General features: G+C 33.5%; 10 protein-coding genes. All 10 read left to right on the top strand.

Features of this window, described 5'->3' with window-relative positions:
• Nucleotides 1–18 precede the first annotated feature (18 nt).
• The 10 genes from TMATH_RS01225 (at nt 19) to TMATH_RS01270 (ending at nt 16,111) form a co-directional block, all read left to right on the top strand.
• On the top strand, nt 19–966 hold the full coding sequence (locus TMATH_RS01225) for a sugar kinase (RefSeq protein ID WP_013149665.1): 948 nt from the start codon (nt 19–21) through the stop codon (nt 964–966).
• A 40-nt stretch (nt 967–1,006) separates the two neighbouring features.
• The gene (uxuA, locus tag TMATH_RS01230) at nt 1,007–2,074 is read left to right on the top strand and encodes a mannonate dehydratase (protein ID WP_332249268.1); all 1,068 of its coding nucleotides are present in this window, start codon (nt 1,007–1,009) and stop codon (nt 2,072–2,074) included.
• Between the two features lie 208 nt (nt 2,075–2,282).
• Complete coding sequence (locus TMATH_RS01235; RefSeq protein ID WP_013149667.1) at nt 2,283–3,251, top strand: ABC transporter permease; 969 nt, start codon at nt 2,283–2,285, stop codon at nt 3,249–3,251.
• A 13-nt stretch (nt 3,252–3,264) separates the two neighbouring features.
• The gene (locus TMATH_RS01240; RefSeq protein WP_013149668.1) at nt 3,265–4,137 is read left to right on the top strand and encodes a carbohydrate ABC transporter permease; all 873 of its coding nucleotides are present in this window, start codon (nt 3,265–3,267) and stop codon (nt 4,135–4,137) included.
• 107 nt (nt 4,138–4,244) lie between these two features.
• On the top strand, nt 4,245–5,900 hold the full coding sequence (locus TMATH_RS01245; protein WP_013149669.1) for an ABC transporter substrate-binding protein: 1,656 nt from the start codon (nt 4,245–4,247) through the stop codon (nt 5,898–5,900).
• Between the two features lie 363 nt (nt 5,901–6,263).
• On the top strand, nt 6,264–9,707 hold the full coding sequence (locus tag TMATH_RS01250) for a glycoside hydrolase family 2 TIM barrel-domain containing protein (RefSeq protein WP_041591687.1): 3,444 nt from the start codon (nt 6,264–6,266) through the stop codon (nt 9,705–9,707).
• A 153-nt stretch (nt 9,708–9,860) separates the two neighbouring features.
• Nucleotides 9,861–10,886: an endo-1,4-beta-xylanase gene (locus TMATH_RS01255; RefSeq protein WP_013149671.1), complete on the top strand. Its 1,026-nt coding sequence runs from the start codon at nt 9,861–9,863 to the stop codon at nt 10,884–10,886.
• A 39-nt stretch (nt 10,887–10,925) separates the two neighbouring features.
• Nucleotides 10,926–12,998: an alpha-glucuronidase family glycosyl hydrolase gene (locus TMATH_RS01260; protein ID WP_013149672.1), complete on the top strand. Its 2,073-nt coding sequence runs from the start codon at nt 10,926–10,928 to the stop codon at nt 12,996–12,998.
• 54 nt (nt 12,999–13,052) lie between these two features.
• Complete coding sequence (locus TMATH_RS01265; protein ID WP_013149673.1) at nt 13,053–15,098, top strand: glycoside hydrolase family 52 protein; 2,046 nt, start codon at nt 13,053–13,055, stop codon at nt 15,096–15,098.
• 56 nt (nt 15,099–15,154) lie between these two features.
• Nucleotides 15,155–16,111: an acetylxylan esterase gene (locus tag TMATH_RS01270; RefSeq protein ID WP_013149674.1), complete on the top strand. Its 957-nt coding sequence runs from the start codon at nt 15,155–15,157 to the stop codon at nt 16,109–16,111.
• Nucleotides 16,112–16,187 lie beyond the last annotated feature (76 nt).

The following is a 16,187-nucleotide window of genomic DNA, read 5'->3' on the forward strand; positions in this document are numbered from 1 at the left end:
CAAAAGGAGAGAATAAACATGCCAACAGTTGTAACATTAGGAGAAGCCATGGTTGTATTTACTGCAGAAGAATATATTCCGTTAGAATATGCCACTTCATTCAAAAAAGGATTGGGAGGTGCTGAGGCAAATTTTGCTATTGGTGTAAGAAGGCTTGGGTTTGATGTAGGATGGATAAGTAGAGTAGGTAAAGACCCTTTTGGCAATTTCATAATTAAAAATTTAAAGAGTGAGGGCGTAGATGTATCAGGAGTAAAAATTGATGAAGACCACCCTACAGGAATATACTTTAAGGAAAAAAGAAACTCAATAATTACAAATGTGTATTATTATAGGAAAGGTTCTGCAGCTAGTTTTATGGTGCCAGAGGATTTGGACGAAGGGTATATAGCTTCAGCCAAAATATTGCATATAACAGGTATAACACCTGCTTTGTCAGATACCTGTCGTGCCACGGTATACAAAGCAATAGAAATAGCAAAATCTCATAATATTACAATATCTTTTGATCCCAACATAAGATTGAAACTTTGGAAAGATAATGAATATAAAAAAGTACTTTTAGATATTGCACAATATGCAGATATTGTATTGCCGGGGTTAGAGGAAGGTAAGATGTTATTTGGGATAACGGAACCTGAAAGTATAGCAAAAAAGTTTTTAGATATGGGTGCAAAAATTGTAGCATTGAAATTAGGTGATAAGGGTGCAATGCTTGTAACACAAGAACAAACTATTTATCAATCCAGTTCTAAAGTTAAAGAGGTAGACCCTGTGGGAGCTGGTGATGGATTTGATGCAGGATTTATAGTGGGGTTGCTGCGTGGTTGGGAATTAAAAGAATGTCTGAGATTAGCTAATGATGTTGGAGCTATTGTAGTTTCTACAAAGGGTGATATGGAAGGATTACCTACCATGGAGGAAGTTGAAATTTTCAGAGGGAATATGGTCCATATAGAAAGATAGCAAGTTACAGCATTTATAAAAGGAGCTGATAGCTTTGAAGATGGTATTTAGATGGTTTGGAGAAAATGACGATAGCGTCACGTTAGAGCAAATACGACAGATACCAGGAGTAACTGGTGTAGTTGGAGCATTATTTGACATACCTGTAGGAGAAGTGTGGCCTTTAGAAAGAATACTTGATTTAAAAAGAAAGGTTGAAGCTTTTGGACTAGAACTCGAAGTAATAGAGAGTGTTAATGTTCATGAAGATATCAAGCTAGGCCTACCCTCGAGAGACAGATATATAGAAAATTACAAAGAAACAATAAAAAATTTAGGATTAGCTGGTATAAAGGTATTATGTTACAATTTTATGCCTGTATTCGATTGGATACGAACAGACTTATCAAAAAAATTGACAGATGGTTCAGAAGTAATGGCATATGATGATAGAATAATTAAAGATTTAGATCCAATTAAATTGGTACAAGAAATGGAGTCTGGCTCAAGAGGATATTCGCTTCCCGGGTGGGAGCCTTATAGACTAAAAGAATTAAAAAGACTATTTGAATTATACCAAGATATGGATGAAGAGAAACTATTTGATAATCTAAAATATTTTCTTGAAAATGTCATCCCTGTTTGTGAAAAATACGATGTAAAAATGGCTATTCATCCTGATGATCCACCATGGTCTGCATTTGGATTGCCAAGGATAGTGACAAATAAAGAAAATTTAGAAAAGATAATTAATCTTGTTGACAGTCCATATAATGGGTTAACACTTTGCAGTGGTTCATTAGGAGCTAATCCAGAAAACAATATACCTGAGTTAATAAGATATTTTGGTAAGAAAGGAAGAATACATTTTGCTCATGTAAGAAATATAAAGATTGTATCAGAAAGGGCTTTTCATGAAACATCACACCTTTCATCAGACGGTTCCTTTGATATGTTTAAAATAATGAAAGCTTATTATGATATAGGATTTGATGGATATATGCGGCCAGACCATGGCAGAATGATATGGGGCGAAAAAGCAAGACCAGGATATGGTTTGTATGATAGAGCATTAGGAATAGCGTATTTAAACGGTTTGTGGGAGGCTATTAATAAAATGAGAGGATAAGCGTATGTCGGATTCCGACTTGATACTAAAAAATTCCATGAAAAAGTTTAATAGATTAGAAGGATTTTTTTTGAAAACGTCGAATATATATACATATAGTTTGTTGAGACAATAAACTATTTTAGAAAACGTTAAGAAAATGAATAATGTTCTACTAGACATCCAGAAACTTACAAAGATAAATTAAAAAAGGAGAGGAAGATATATTATGAATGTTGAGGTTACAAACAAGGAGTTCATAGAGTTACCATCTATGAATGAAAAAAGTAATTTTAAGAAGACTTTAAAGGCAATTAGAAAAGATTGGCAGTTATATAGTCTGCTAATTTTACCTTTAGCACATTATTTGATTTTTAGATATATTCCTATGTATGGTAATATTATTGCATTTAGAAAATATTATCCTGGTGGTCCGGTATATGGAAGTGAATGGGTTGGCTTGAGATATTTCAAGATGTTTTTAACAGATCCAACTTTCTGGAAGGTATTAAAAAATACAATAATATTAAATGTGGAATATTTGGTTATAAGCTTTCCTTTTCCAATAATATTTGCATTGTTACTTAATGAACTTCGAAATCAATTATTTAAACGTTTTGTTCAAACTGTTTCCTATTTACCGCATTTCATTTCTGTTGTTATTGTTGCGGGAATGATAATGGAATTACTTTCACCCTCTACAGGTGTAGTTAATATAATTCTTAAACATTTTACAGGTAAGACTATAAATTTTTTGGCAGAAGCTGCATGGTTTAGAACCATTTATATTGTTTCAGGAATTTGGCAGGGAATGGGATGGGGAGCAATAATCTATCTTGCGGCATTATCAAATATAAACCCTGAATTATATGAAGCAGCAATAATTGATGGTGCGAATAAATGGCAACAAATAAGATATATAACTATCCCAGGAATTATGCCAACTATAATGATTCTTTTAATATTAAATATAGGTAACCTAATGAATTCTGCTTTTGAAAAAATTCTTTTACTTTATAATCCATTAACTTATGAAACGGCTGACGTTATTTCAACATATCTATATAGAATGGGGCTGGAAATGAATAACTTTAGTTATGCAGCTGCAATTGGCATGTTCGAGTCAATAATAGGGCTGATATTATTAGGTACAGCAAATTATATTTCTAAAAGATTGACTGAAACAAGTTTGTGGTGAGGAGGATGCAATTTTGAAAGTTTCAAGAGGAGAAAAAATATTTAATATTATGAATATTATAATTATGATTATTGTAATAATAGCTACATTGTACCCCTTTTTGTATTTAACTGCCATTTCTTTTAGTAGTGAAAAATATGTATATGCAGGAGAAATTACACTTTTGCCTAAGGGATTTACTATGAAAACTTATCAGGTGCTTTTGTCAGAAAAACTTTTCTGGATAAGCTACAAAAATACAATCGTATATACTCTTGTTGGAACTTTTATATCATTGTTTTTATCTACTCTTTTGGCATATCCCCTTTCTAAAAAGCATTTAAAAGGAAGAGGAATAATTTTAGGTTTAGTAGTATTTACAATGTTTTTTAGTGGGGGGTTAATTCCTACCTATTTATTGGTAAATGCTTTAGGTATGAGAAATACTATATGGGCAGTTGTAATACCTGGTGCAATAAACACCTATTATGTAATAGTCATGAAAACATTTTTTGAGGGGCTACCCGTAGAACTAGAAGAAGCTGCCGCAATTGATGGAATGAATACTTATGGAATATTACTTCATATTGTGCTTCCACTATCAATGCCTATGATGGCTGCTATGACATTATTCTATGCAGTTGGTATGTGGAATAATTGGTTTGGTCCTTTTATATATCTTGATAAAAGAGAATTATTCCCTGCAGCTTTGTATTTAAGAAACATAATTGCTGGCGCACAGCAGACAGCAGTTAGCAGTGGTTCCAATATTGGTGACTTAGAACAGATTGAAGCTACTGTAAAATCTGCTGCTATGATATTAACTGCTCTACCAATAATTATGGTTTATCCATTCTTACAAAAATACTTTGTAAAAGGTGTAATGATTGGCTCTCTAAAAGGATAATTTAGCCTTGCAGTTATTTTTAGAAGGGGGGGATAAATTAGTCTATTAGAAAGTTAATAAGCACTAAGCTTTTAAAATTTTATAAACTATTAGAAGGGGGAAGGAAAATGAGCAGGAAGTTTAAGATTTTAATAGTTACAATTCTTGTGCTTTCTCTGTTAACTACTTTATTTGCAGGCTGTAGCTCTAAAAATTCATCTGAAACTCAACAGAAGGAAACTCAACAAGCTGCACAGAATACAAACTCTTCTGATCCAGAAAATAAGCATTTTTACTCTGAAAAACCCTTAGAGTTTACAATGCTTTATAGCGAACATCCAGCTTATCCTTACAAAGAAGATTGGCTTTTATGGAAAGCTATAAAAGACATGACAAATGTATCATTAAAGCTTACTGTAGTACCAATGAGTGACTATGACCAAAAAAGGAGCCTTTTAATAAGCACAGGGGAGGCACCAGAAATTATACCCAAGACCTATCCTGGACAAGAAGTACCTTTTATTCCATCAGGTGCCATATTACCAATTAGCGATTATATAGATGAAATGCCTAATTTTTCAAGGCAAATAAAGGAATGGAATCTACAAGATGATCTAAATACATTAAAGCAAAAAGATGGGAAATTTTATGTTTTACCTGGATTACATGAGATATTTGTCCAGGACTATTCTTTAGCTATTAGACTAGATATCTTTGAAAAGAATAATATTCCTGTACCAAATAGCTGGGATGAACTTTACGATGCTTTAAAAAAATTGAAGGAAATTTATCCTAATATAATTCCATTTTCTGATAGGTGGCAAGGTAAGAGTTTACTTAATGTAGCAGCTCCTACATTTGGTGTTCAAGCAGGATGGGGAGCTGGAAATGGGATGTACTATTATAGAGATAAAGACGAATTTGGTTTTTATCCTATTACAGATGATTACAAAAATATGTTAAGTTATTTTAATAAGCTGGTTAAAGAAGGTTTAATGGATCCTGAAAGCTTTACTCAAAATGACGACCAAGCTATTCAAAAGTTTGTTACTGGTAAATCATTTGTGATAAGTACTAATTCTCAAGAATTAGTTAATTTACGAAATAAGATGAAGGAAACCATGGGTGAGGATGCATTTAAAGTTGTAAAAATTTTACCACCAGCAGGACCTAAAGGAGCAGTTGTTGCAGGAGGCAGACTTGAAAACGGTATAATGATTTCAAAAAATGCTTTAAAAAATCCTAATTTCCATGAGATGTTAAAATTTATAGATTGGCTGTGGTATAGCGAGGAAGGACAAACTTTGACAAAATGGGGTGTAGAAGGAGTAACTTATAAAAAGGTGGATGGTAAATTTGAATTAATGCCTGATGTGACTGCCGGCTTCTTGGGTCTTAATCCTAATGGTACCAAAGATTTAAGAAAGGATTTTGGCTTTGGTAATGGTGTGTTTATTTTGATGTATGGTGGTCCAAAGGAGTTGGCATATTCTTACATGAGTGATGAGGACAGAAAATTTGCAGAAGAATTGGATAAAACGAGAGAATTATTACCGCCAGCTCCACCAGTATTGTTTGATGAAGTTCAAAGGGAACAAGCTAATATGATAAGCCAGCCATTAATGGATTATGTAGAACAAATGACATTGAAATTTATATTAGGTCAAGCGTCACTGGAAAAAGACTGGGACAATTACGTGCAACAATGTAGAGCAAAAGGTGCAGATAAACTTACGCAGTTGACAAATGAAGTATATAAAAGCACTAAAGATATGTTAAAATAACGCAAATGATCAATTATTAAATCTATTCACAGCTTTGGAGTAGTTTTACTCCAAAGCTGTGAATTTCAAATAAAAGGCGATCAAAAAAGTGAGGATTTTTTTTGAATCAATGTAATAAAAACGGAAGCGTAAACTTGTAATAATTTTATAAAAACTATTTTCCTATAGAAGCGGGTGTCGAAATTGGAGATTTGGAAAATAAATTTTACAGACAGTTACTTTTTAAAACATTTTAATAGTTTAACTTAGAAACGTAAAGAAGCTTTAGGGAATTCCTTCTAAAAAAGCATGTATAAGAGTTACTTTTATATAGGTATAGGTGTGGCTGCGGCGGCAAAAGATTTAGGGGGTGGTTGTAGAAAAATGAATAAGAAAATACTTTTTAATGATGGTTGGGAATTTGCTAAGAGCAGCTTAGAAGCAGATAGTACTACTTTGAAATTTGAGCCAATTGATATACCCCATGATTGGCTTATATATAATACGTTAAATCTTTATGAAAACAGTATAGGCTGGTATCGTAAGAAATTTACATGTGCTAAAGAAGAAGGAAAGCAGATTCTCTTATGTTTTGATGGAGTTTATATGGATTCTTCCATATATGTAAATAAGCAGTTTGTAGGAGAATGGAAATATGGTTATTCTTCTTTTGAATATAATATTACAGATTCATTAGTAGATGGTGAAAACGAAATTCTTGTAAAGGTAGTGTATCAAAACCCCAACAGTAGATGGTATACGGGTGCAGGTATATATAGAAACGTATGGCTAAAAATTAGGGATGAGAATCAACATATCGTAACAAATGGAATTTATGTAACAACTAAACAAGAAGATGATAGATGGTTAGTGGAAATAGACACAGAATTGGTCAGTTATGAAGACAGTCTACTCACTCACACTATTACGTATGAGGGTCAAGTTTTTGCTGCTTCAAAGAGTGTTGTTAAAGCGAGTAATTATGTTACACATAATGTTCAAACTATTTTTGTAAAAAATCCTTTGTTGTGGAGTCCGGAAGAGCCTAATCTTTATAAGCTTATAACTGAATTATACTTGGTTAAGTCAGATAAAGATTCAAAGGAAAGCATAGAAAAAATAGAATACATAGCTCAAAATATCGGTTTTCGTAAAATTATACTTGATCCTCAGCAGGGTTTACTTGTAAATGGTAGAAAGATGAAACTGAAGGGAGTTTGTGAACACCATGATTTAGGAGCCTTGGGGGCTGCCTTTAATAAAACTGCCCTAAAAAGAAGATTTAAGATATTGAAAGAGATGGGTGTTAACGCTATACGAACAGCTCACAATATGCCTGCACCAGAGTTTATGGATTTAGCAGATGAGATGGGGTTTTTTGTAGTATCAGAAGCTTTTGATGTATGGGAAATACCAAAAACACGTTATGATTATTCAAGATTTTTTAAAAATTGGGCTCATATTGATGTAAGAAGTTGGGTAATGCGGGATAGGAATCACCCCAGTTTGCTTATGTGGAGTATTGGAAATGAGATTTATGATACTCATGCCAATGAGAGAGGACAAGAATTAACAAAGATGCTTGTGGATCTTGTACGAAAGTATGACCCTAAAGAAAATGGGAAGGTTACTATAGCATCTAATTATATGCCTTGGGAAAATGCTCAAAAATGTGCTGATATTGTTAAGGTAGTTGGATACAATTATGGAGAAAAATATTATAAGAGACATCATGAGGAACATCACGATTGGGTTATTTACGGTAGTGAAACGGGTGCTGTAGTACAGAGTAGAGGAATTTACCATTTCCCACGTGAAAAATCTATTCTTGCTGATGATGATGAACAATGTTCTGCTCTTGGGAATAGTCCAACGAGCTGGGGAGCTAAATCAGCAGAAAGCTGTATTTTGGCAGAAAGAGATACACCTTTTTCTCTTGGTCAATTTATATGGACTGGATTTGATTATATAGGAGAACCTACACCATATCATACCAAGAACTCCTATTTTGGTCAAATTGATACTGCTACATTTAAGAAAGATTCGTATTACATTTATCAAGCAGCATGGACAGACTACAAGACAAAGCCAATGGTTCATATTATCCCTTCTTATTGGGATTTTAATAAAGGTCAAATGATTGATGTTGGAGTATGCTCCAATGCACCTAAGATTGAGCTACAATTAAATGGTATTACAATAGGTACCCATGAATTTGACCATGAACATGGAACACAACTTGTTGCCTGGTGGAAGATACCTTATGAAAAAGGTGAATTAAAAGCAATAGCCTATGATGAAACAGGGAAAATTATTGCAACTGATGTAAGAAAGTCCTTTAAAGATGCTAGGAAGATTCGTTTGCATGCAGATAAAGAAAGCCTTATTGCGAATGGTACGGATTTAATTTTTGTAGAAATAACCGTGGAAGATGAAAATGGAAATATAGTAGAGAATGCAAATAACAGAATACATGTTAATGTTACGGGAGCAGGGCGTTTGATTGGTCTTGATAATGGTGACAGTACAGATTATGACCAATATAAAGGACTAAGCAGACGATTATTCAACGGCAAGTTAATGGCAATTATAGGGTCAACATTAGAACCAGGAAAGATTTATATGGAAGTAACTTCTAAAGGTTTGGAAGGCCAGACTGCCGAATTTGAGGCTCTTCCAGCAAAGGGTGAAAATTTAGAGGGGATTTCTGCACTTATGAAGAATAGAGATATGCCATGTGTTATGGGAAGCAATGATGAAATACCTGTCCGTAAAATTGAAATTATTAGTACTTCAGGACAAGAGCTTAATGAATTAAAGAGAGAGATTCTTGTACGAGCGAAATTATACCCAGAAAATACTACTTATCGTGAAGTAGAGTGGAGTGTAGTGACTGATGGAGGTTTTCCGTCTAATATCGCTAAAGTAGAAGCTTTTGGTCATGAAGCGAAGATAATAGCTTTAAGTGACGGAAAATTTCGGGTTCGTTGCACGAGTAAGAATGGTACTGAAAAGACGAAACTCATATCAGAGCTGGAATTTAAAGCTGTTGGTTTTGGCAAAGCATACAAAGATCCTTATGAATTTATATATGCAGGGCTCTATGATTACAGTAAAGGTGAGGTGACTAGCGGAAATGAAAAAGGAATAGCTACAAGTAGAGATGGTGAAACCCAAGTGGGTTTCCGCAATATTGACTTTGGTACTTATGGTTCTGATACCATAACTATTTCAATTTTTGCATTAACCAGGGAGGAATATCCTATACAAATTTGGGAAGGTATGCCTGATGAAGAGGGAAGTACGTTGCTTGCTGAAGTAATCTATCAAAAACCAGTTAAGTGGAATGTATATCAGGAAGAAACCTACCGTTTGCCAAAAAGATTACGCGGTGTTACTTCTATTTGTTTTGTTCTTCATCAGAAGGTTCACATCAAAGGGTTTTATTTTAAAAAGAAATACAGACCCTTTGAGCTAAATAAAGCTTCAGAATGCGATCATATTTATGGAGATATGTTCTCAATAAAAGGAGACAGCGTTGAAGGGATAGGCAACAATGTTTCCTTGGTATTTGAAGATATGGATTTTACAAATGAAGGAGCTACTAAAATTGTAGTTTATGGTAGATCGCCTATTGAGAAAAACACCATTCTTATCCGATTTACCAGTCCTAATAGCGAAAGTGAACAAATTATTGAATTTACTAAGTCTGATAAATATGAAGAGCGGATATTTGAATTAGAAAAAATAACAGGGAAACAAAAGGTGACTTTCATATTTTTACCAGGTTCCAATTTTGATTTTGGCTGGTTCCGTTTTGAACGGTAGGAAATATCACAATACCTGCAATACAAAATAGGTTATTTATGGAATTAAAAATTTTATTCGACAAGAGTGAAAAGCATTGGCATCAAATTTTTAACTATTTTCTTTAAATGCAATATACTGTTTAATGATAAAAATTTTAGAAGGAGGAAAATCGTGTTTATAGAAAATAAAAATGGTATTAATGGTACTATAAGCTTAAAAGAAGTCTATAAAGACTATTTTCTTATAGGAGCAGCTGTTGAAGTCGAGGATCTGGAAGATGGTTTGCATAGGCAATTACTTTTAAAACATTTTAATAGCTTAACTGCAGAAAACGCGATGAAGTTTGAGAGAATTCATCCTAAAGAAGATGAATTTAATTTTAAAGATGCGGATAAAATTGTTGAATTTGCAATGGAAAACAATTTGAAAGTAAGAGGTCATACTTTTGTGTGGCATAACCAGACTCCTGAATGGGTATTTAAAGATAAAACAGGAAATGAAGTGTCAAAAGAATTATTATTAGAAAGGCTAAAATTTCACATAAATACAGTTTGCAATCACTACAAAAACAAAATATATGCATGGGACGTAGTAAATGAAGCTATAGAAGATAAAGAAGATTATGTACTGAGAAAATCTCCATGGTATAGAATTATTGGCAAAGAGTATGTTGAGTTAGCCTTTAAGTTTGTTAGAGAAGCTGACCCTGAGGTCGAACTTTATTATAATGACTATAACAATGAAAAACCCTATAAACTTTACAAAACCTATGACTTCTTAAAATCTCTATTAGATAAAGGTATACCTATTGATGGTATTGGCATTCAAGGCCATTGGGATATTTATGATGAAGGATTGTTTGACAATCTTAAAAGAGCGATTGAGCTATATGCGTCTTTAGGACTAAAAATTCAAATAACAGAACTTGACATATCTATGTTTGAATTTGAAAATAAGACACGCGAAGTTCTAATTCCTACAGCGGAAATGTTAGAACTTCAGGCCTTGACATATAAAAAACTTTTTGAAATTTTCAGGTCGTATAAAGGTATAATTACAAGTGTTACTTTTTGGGGAATTAGTGATAAACATACTTGGAAAGATAATTTTCCGGTGAAGGGTAGAAAGGATTGGCCTTTACTTTTTGATGAAAAACAAAATCCTAAGAAAGCTTTTTTTGAAATAGTAGATTTTTAATATTGATTAAAATTCTAGTATACATCAAAAGAGGTGAATATGTTGAAGATAAGCGATATTGACAAAAAAAGTAAGGTATATAATTGTTGGTTAAACTATGAGAATTGTTCGGTGGGTGAATATCAAGATTTTTGTAACTATATTAAGGTTAAAAGTACACATCCTATTATAAACACGGCTATTGAAGAATTAAAATTTGGACTTAATAAACTTATGAAGAAAGAACCATTAATTTTGAATTATTCTCCAAAATCTTCTTATATATTTGTGGGTACTTTAGAAGATCTAAAAAATGAAAAATTAGATGTGCAAATTAGAAATGAAATATTAAAGGAAGATGGGTTTGCGGTTAAGATAATTAAAGAAGGCGACACAGATGTGTTAGCGATTATAGGACAAAATGAAAAAGGGGTATTATATGGTGTTTTTTATTTGCTAATGGCAATTTGTAGTAGCAACTCTCTAAATGAAATAGAAATAGAAGATGGCCCCTACAACCTTTTACGGATAATTAATCATTGGGATAATCTAAATGGTGAGATAGAGAGGGGATATGCAGGACAATCTGTATTTTTTAAAGATAATAAAGTTGTAGAAGACTTGAGTAGAGTAAAAGATTATGCACGCTTACTTGCTTCTGTTGGGATAAATGGAGTTGTTCTTAATAATGTTAATGTGCACAAATATGAAACGGAACTTATAACCGACAAATTTTTGCCAGATGTATCGAGAATTGCTGATGTTTTTAGATTGTATGGAATTAAAATATATCTAAGTATAAACTTTGCTGCGCCCGTTGAAATTGGCGGCTTGCCGACAGCGGATCCATTAGATGAAAGAGTAAAAAAATGGTGGAAGGAGATAGTAGAGAATATTTATAGGTATATACCTGACTTTGGTGGGTTTTTAGTAAAGGCAGATTCAGAATTTAGACCTGGTCCTTTTACTTATGGGCGAAATCATGCGGAAGGGGCAAATATGTTAGCAGAAGCCTTAAAGCCCCATGGGGGGTTAGTATTTTGGAGGGCTTTTGTTTATAACTGTATGGTTGATTGGAGAGATAGAACACAAGATAGAGCAAAAGCTGCTTATGAGAACTTTAAACCTTTAGATGGGCAATTTATGGATAATGTTGTTTTACAAATAAAATATGGCCCAATGGACTTTCAAATAAGAGAGCCAGTATCTCCGTTATTTGGAGCTATGGAAAAAACAAATGTTGCACTGGAACTTCAAATTACTCAGGAATATACAGGTCAGCAAAAGGACCTATGTTACCTTCCAACTATGTGGAAAGAAATTTTGGATTTCGATACTTACGCAAAGGGGAAAGGTTCGACAGTTGCCAAAGTTGTTAATGGCAGCTTATTTGGAATGAAATATGGAGGAATAGTGGGCGTATCGAATATTGGTGATAGTAAGAGCTGGACAGGGCATCCTCTTGCTCAAGCCAATTTGTATGGATTTGGAAGGCTAGCATGGAATCCTGAGCTTTCTCCGAAAGAGATAGCAGAGGAATGGACAAAATTGACTTTTGGTCATGATGAGCAAGTCATAAACACAATAGTTTCTATGCTAATGGCATCAAGAGATATTTATGAAAAATATACTGCTCCTTTAGGAGTTGGATGGATGGTAAATCCAGGTCATCATTACGGACCAAATCTAGAGGGATATGAATATTCTCATTGGGGGACTTATCATTATGCCGATTATAAAGGAATTGGAGTTGATAGAACTGTAGCAACTGGGACTGGATATACTGCACAGTATAAAGAACCAATAGCAAGTATGTATGAAAACATAGAAACATGTCCTGATGAACTTTTACTTTTTTTCCACCATGTACCCTATACTCATAAATTAAAATCGGGGAAAACAGTAATTCAACATATATACGATACTCATTTTGAGGGAGCTGAAGAAGCTAAAGGATTAAAAGAAAAGTGGTTAACATTAAGAGGCAAAATTGATGAGGAAATTTTTGAGATGGTTTTAGAAAGATTAGAAATGCAAATTAAAAATGCTATAGAATGGAGAGACGTAGTAAATACTTATTTTTATAGAAAAACTGGCATTAGAGATGTTCATAATAGAAAAATTTATGAATAGAAATTACGGATTTCCTTAAGCGATGAAATACTAAGAAATTGGGAGGGATTTGTTATGGAAAGTATATCTTTTTATGCACATCATAGTGCTTTTGGTGCTTTTTCGAGTTTTATTGTTGGCAAGTTGGGTAAAGGCGGAGGTGTAGTATTAAATGATGTTCATCCGCCTAATAACAATGTTTATGTAGGATATAAACAGGGCAAGAAAATAAAGCTTTTACCATTTCTAAAAGTTAATTCTATAAAACCTGAAGAAGCATTTACTGGTGAAAAAGTAAAAAACAATGCGAAGTATGATATAGAATTTTTCTCAGAAAAAGAAATAGATAGAGAAATGGGATGGGCATCTGATACATGGCTTACTGATAAATTTAAATTTTCAATTATTACGCCTTTTGGATATGTAAAATTCCCGGAATCTATGGAAGAAGAGGAGAAAAAATTGGCTTTTGCACCTGTTATATTTATACAATTAACTATGGATAATAGACAAAGCAAATTAGATGCAGAAATGATGTTTGGACTGGAAGGTACAAAAAGATTGCTATCTGATACAATGGATAGCAAATATTTGGGAATAGCTTTTGACAGAAAATACGGTTTTGCTACATGGAATAGTGAAGATGTCAAAGAGTATTTGAGACTAGGTCTTTTGGATTCTTGGGCAAATGATATATATCAAAATCACAGATTAGGTAAAGAAGGGGCATTGTTATTTAAAGTGCCGGCAGGAGAAATGAGAACTTATACTATTGCTTTAGCAACATACCAAGATGGTATCATAACAACTGGTATAGAAACAGAATTTTATTACACCACTTTATTTAAATCTTTAGAAGACGTACTTGAATTTGGACTTAAAAATGCGAATTATTACCTTGATATGGCAGAACAAAGAGATAAAGAACTTAGAGAAAGCGGTTTAAATGAATATAGGCAGTTTTTAATTGCTTATGCTACTCATGCTTATTATGCGAATAGTCAATTAATGACAAGAAAAGATGGTGTGCCCTTGTGGATAGTTAATGAAGGCGAATATTTGATGATAAATACTTTTGATTTAACAATTGATCATCTATTTTGGGAGCTTAAATTCCATCCATGGACTATAAAAAATACTTTAGATTTGTATGTAGAAAAATATAGTTATTTTGATCAAGCGGGTAGGTCTTTTACTCATGATATGGGGGTGGCTAATAATTTTTCTCCGCAGGGGTATTCCTCTTATGAGTTACCTAATCTACATGGAGTTTTTAGTTACATGACGCATGAAGAGCTATTAAACTGGATAATTACAGGAGCAGTTTATGCCTTTAAGACAAATGACAAGGAATGGTTAGAGCAAAATCTTAATGTTTTTGTAGATTGTTTTAACTCTTTAGTAGCAAGAGACAAAAATAATGATGGCATAATGGATGTGGATACTTCAAGATGTGAAAATGGCTCAGAAATTACTACTTATGATAGTCTTGATGTAAGTCTGGGACAGGCGCGAAATAATCTTTATTTAGGTGTAAAAACATGGGCTGCATATGTTTTGTTGAATAAAATATTTAAAGAATATAATCTTGACGATTATGCTGATGCATCTTTAAAAAAGGCACAGCAAGCAGCAAGTACTATTGTAAGTAAATTTGATGAACAAAATAGATATATACCTGCTGTATTTGAACAAGGCAATACCTCTAGGATTATACCGGCAATAGAAGCACTTATATATCCTTATTATATAGGAGATGTGGATACTGTCAGTGAAACGGGACCTTTTAAGGAGTTAATAATAGCTTTAAAACATCATATTGTGACGGTATTGAAACCGGGATGCTGTATTGACCCAATTTCTGGGGGATGGAAACTTTCTTCTACAAGCAAAAATACCTGGAATAGTAAAATTTTCTTATCGCAACATATAGTGAAAAAAATATTGGGACTGGATTTTGGCGATAAGGAGATAGAGTGGGATAGGGTGCATACGAGATGGCAGCAGATAAGTTGCAGTGAAGAGGGACCGGTAGATCAAGTAAATAGTGACAATGGAACTGCGCGGGGAAGTAGACTATATCCCAGATTGGTTACAAGTATTTTATGGATGGAGGAATAGCGAGAAGATTGAAAAACTAAGGCAGAGAAATAAAAGATAAAGGGAGGATGGGTATAATGCCTTTTTATGATATGCCGTTAGAGGAGTTAAAAAAATACATGGGGAAAAATCCATGTCCCCCTGATATTGATGAATATTGGGATAATGCGATAAAAGAAGCGGAAAAAATAGATTTAAACATTGAGCTTAAAAAGATTGACTATCCCGATAATTCTGTTGAGGCTTACGATTTGTATTTTACGAGCACCAACAATGCAAGAATTTACGCTCTTTATGTAAAACCTAAAAAAGCATCTAAAGAAAAATCCCCTTGCATTTTGGAATTTCATGGCTATGGAATGAATTCGAAAACTATTGATACAAAGTTAAAATGGGCTAATGCAGGATTCCATGTACTTAGCATGGATTGCAGAGGGCAGGGTGGAAAAAGCACAGACCCAGGTGGAGTAATTGGTAATACTTTGCGGGGTCATATAATAAGAGGAATAGAAGATAGAGACACGTTGATGTTTAAGCACATTTTTATTGATACTTATCTTTTGTCAAAGATTGCAGAAAGTTTTGAGGATATAGACAAGGATAATATTATGACTACAGGGGCTTCTCAAGGTGGAGGGTTAGCGTTGGCATGTGCTGCTTTGAATCCAAACATAAAAAAAGTTGCAGCTTGTTATCCCTTCCTTTGTGATTATAAAAGGGCTTGGGAACTAAACTGTGACAGTGCATATACAGAGATTAGGGAATGGTTTAGGCTTTTTGACCCTTTGCATGAGAGGGAAGAGGAAATATTTACAAGGTTAGGATATATTGACCTTCAACATTTAGGAAAACGCATTAAAGGGAAAGTACTTGTTTCCGTGGGCTTAGAAGATCATATATGTCCTCCTTCAACAATATTTGCTATGTATAACAAATTAAATACGGATAAACAGATGTTGATATACCCTGATTATGGACATGAATATATTCCCGATTGGGACGATAAGGCTTTTAGGTTTTTAGTGAACAAGTAGAAAAATAGGTTAGTAAAAACAAATTAAGAAAATTAATATAATAAGCTTAAACAAAAGGAGGTGATGTTTGGGAATA

The sequence above is a fragment of the Thermoanaerobacter mathranii subsp. mathranii str. A3 genome, from assembly GCF_000092965.1.
GTDB classification, from domain to species: Bacteria; Bacillota; Thermoanaerobacteria; order Thermoanaerobacterales; family Thermoanaerobacteraceae; genus Thermoanaerobacter; species Thermoanaerobacter thermocopriae.

Bases quoted from the DNA above. Each gene is read 5' to 3' on its own strand.
- uxuA (WP_332249268.1), top strand. From the start codon at position 1,007: ATGGTATTTAGATGGTTTGGAGAAAATGACGATAGCGTCACGTTAGAG.
- TMATH_RS01250 (WP_041591687.1), top strand. From the start codon at position 6,264: ATGAATAAGAAAATACTTTTTAATGATGGTTGGGAATTTGCTAAGAGC.
- TMATH_RS01245 (WP_013149669.1), top strand. From the start codon at position 4,245: ATGAGCAGGAAGTTTAAGATTTTAATAGTTACAATTCTTGTGCTTTCT.
- TMATH_RS01235 (WP_013149667.1), top strand. From the start codon at position 2,283: ATGAATGTTGAGGTTACAAACAAGGAGTTCATAGAGTTACCATCTATG.
- TMATH_RS01265 (WP_013149673.1), top strand. From the start codon at position 13,053: ATGGAAAGTATATCTTTTTATGCACATCATAGTGCTTTTGGTGCTTTT.
- TMATH_RS01225 (WP_013149665.1), top strand. From the start codon at position 19: ATGCCAACAGTTGTAACATTAGGAGAAGCCATGGTTGTATTTACTGCA.
- TMATH_RS01260 (WP_013149672.1), top strand. From the start codon at position 10,926: ATGTTGAAGATAAGCGATATTGACAAAAAAAGTAAGGTATATAATTGT.
- TMATH_RS01270 (WP_013149674.1), top strand. From the start codon at position 15,155: ATGCCTTTTTATGATATGCCGTTAGAGGAGTTAAAAAAATACATGGGG.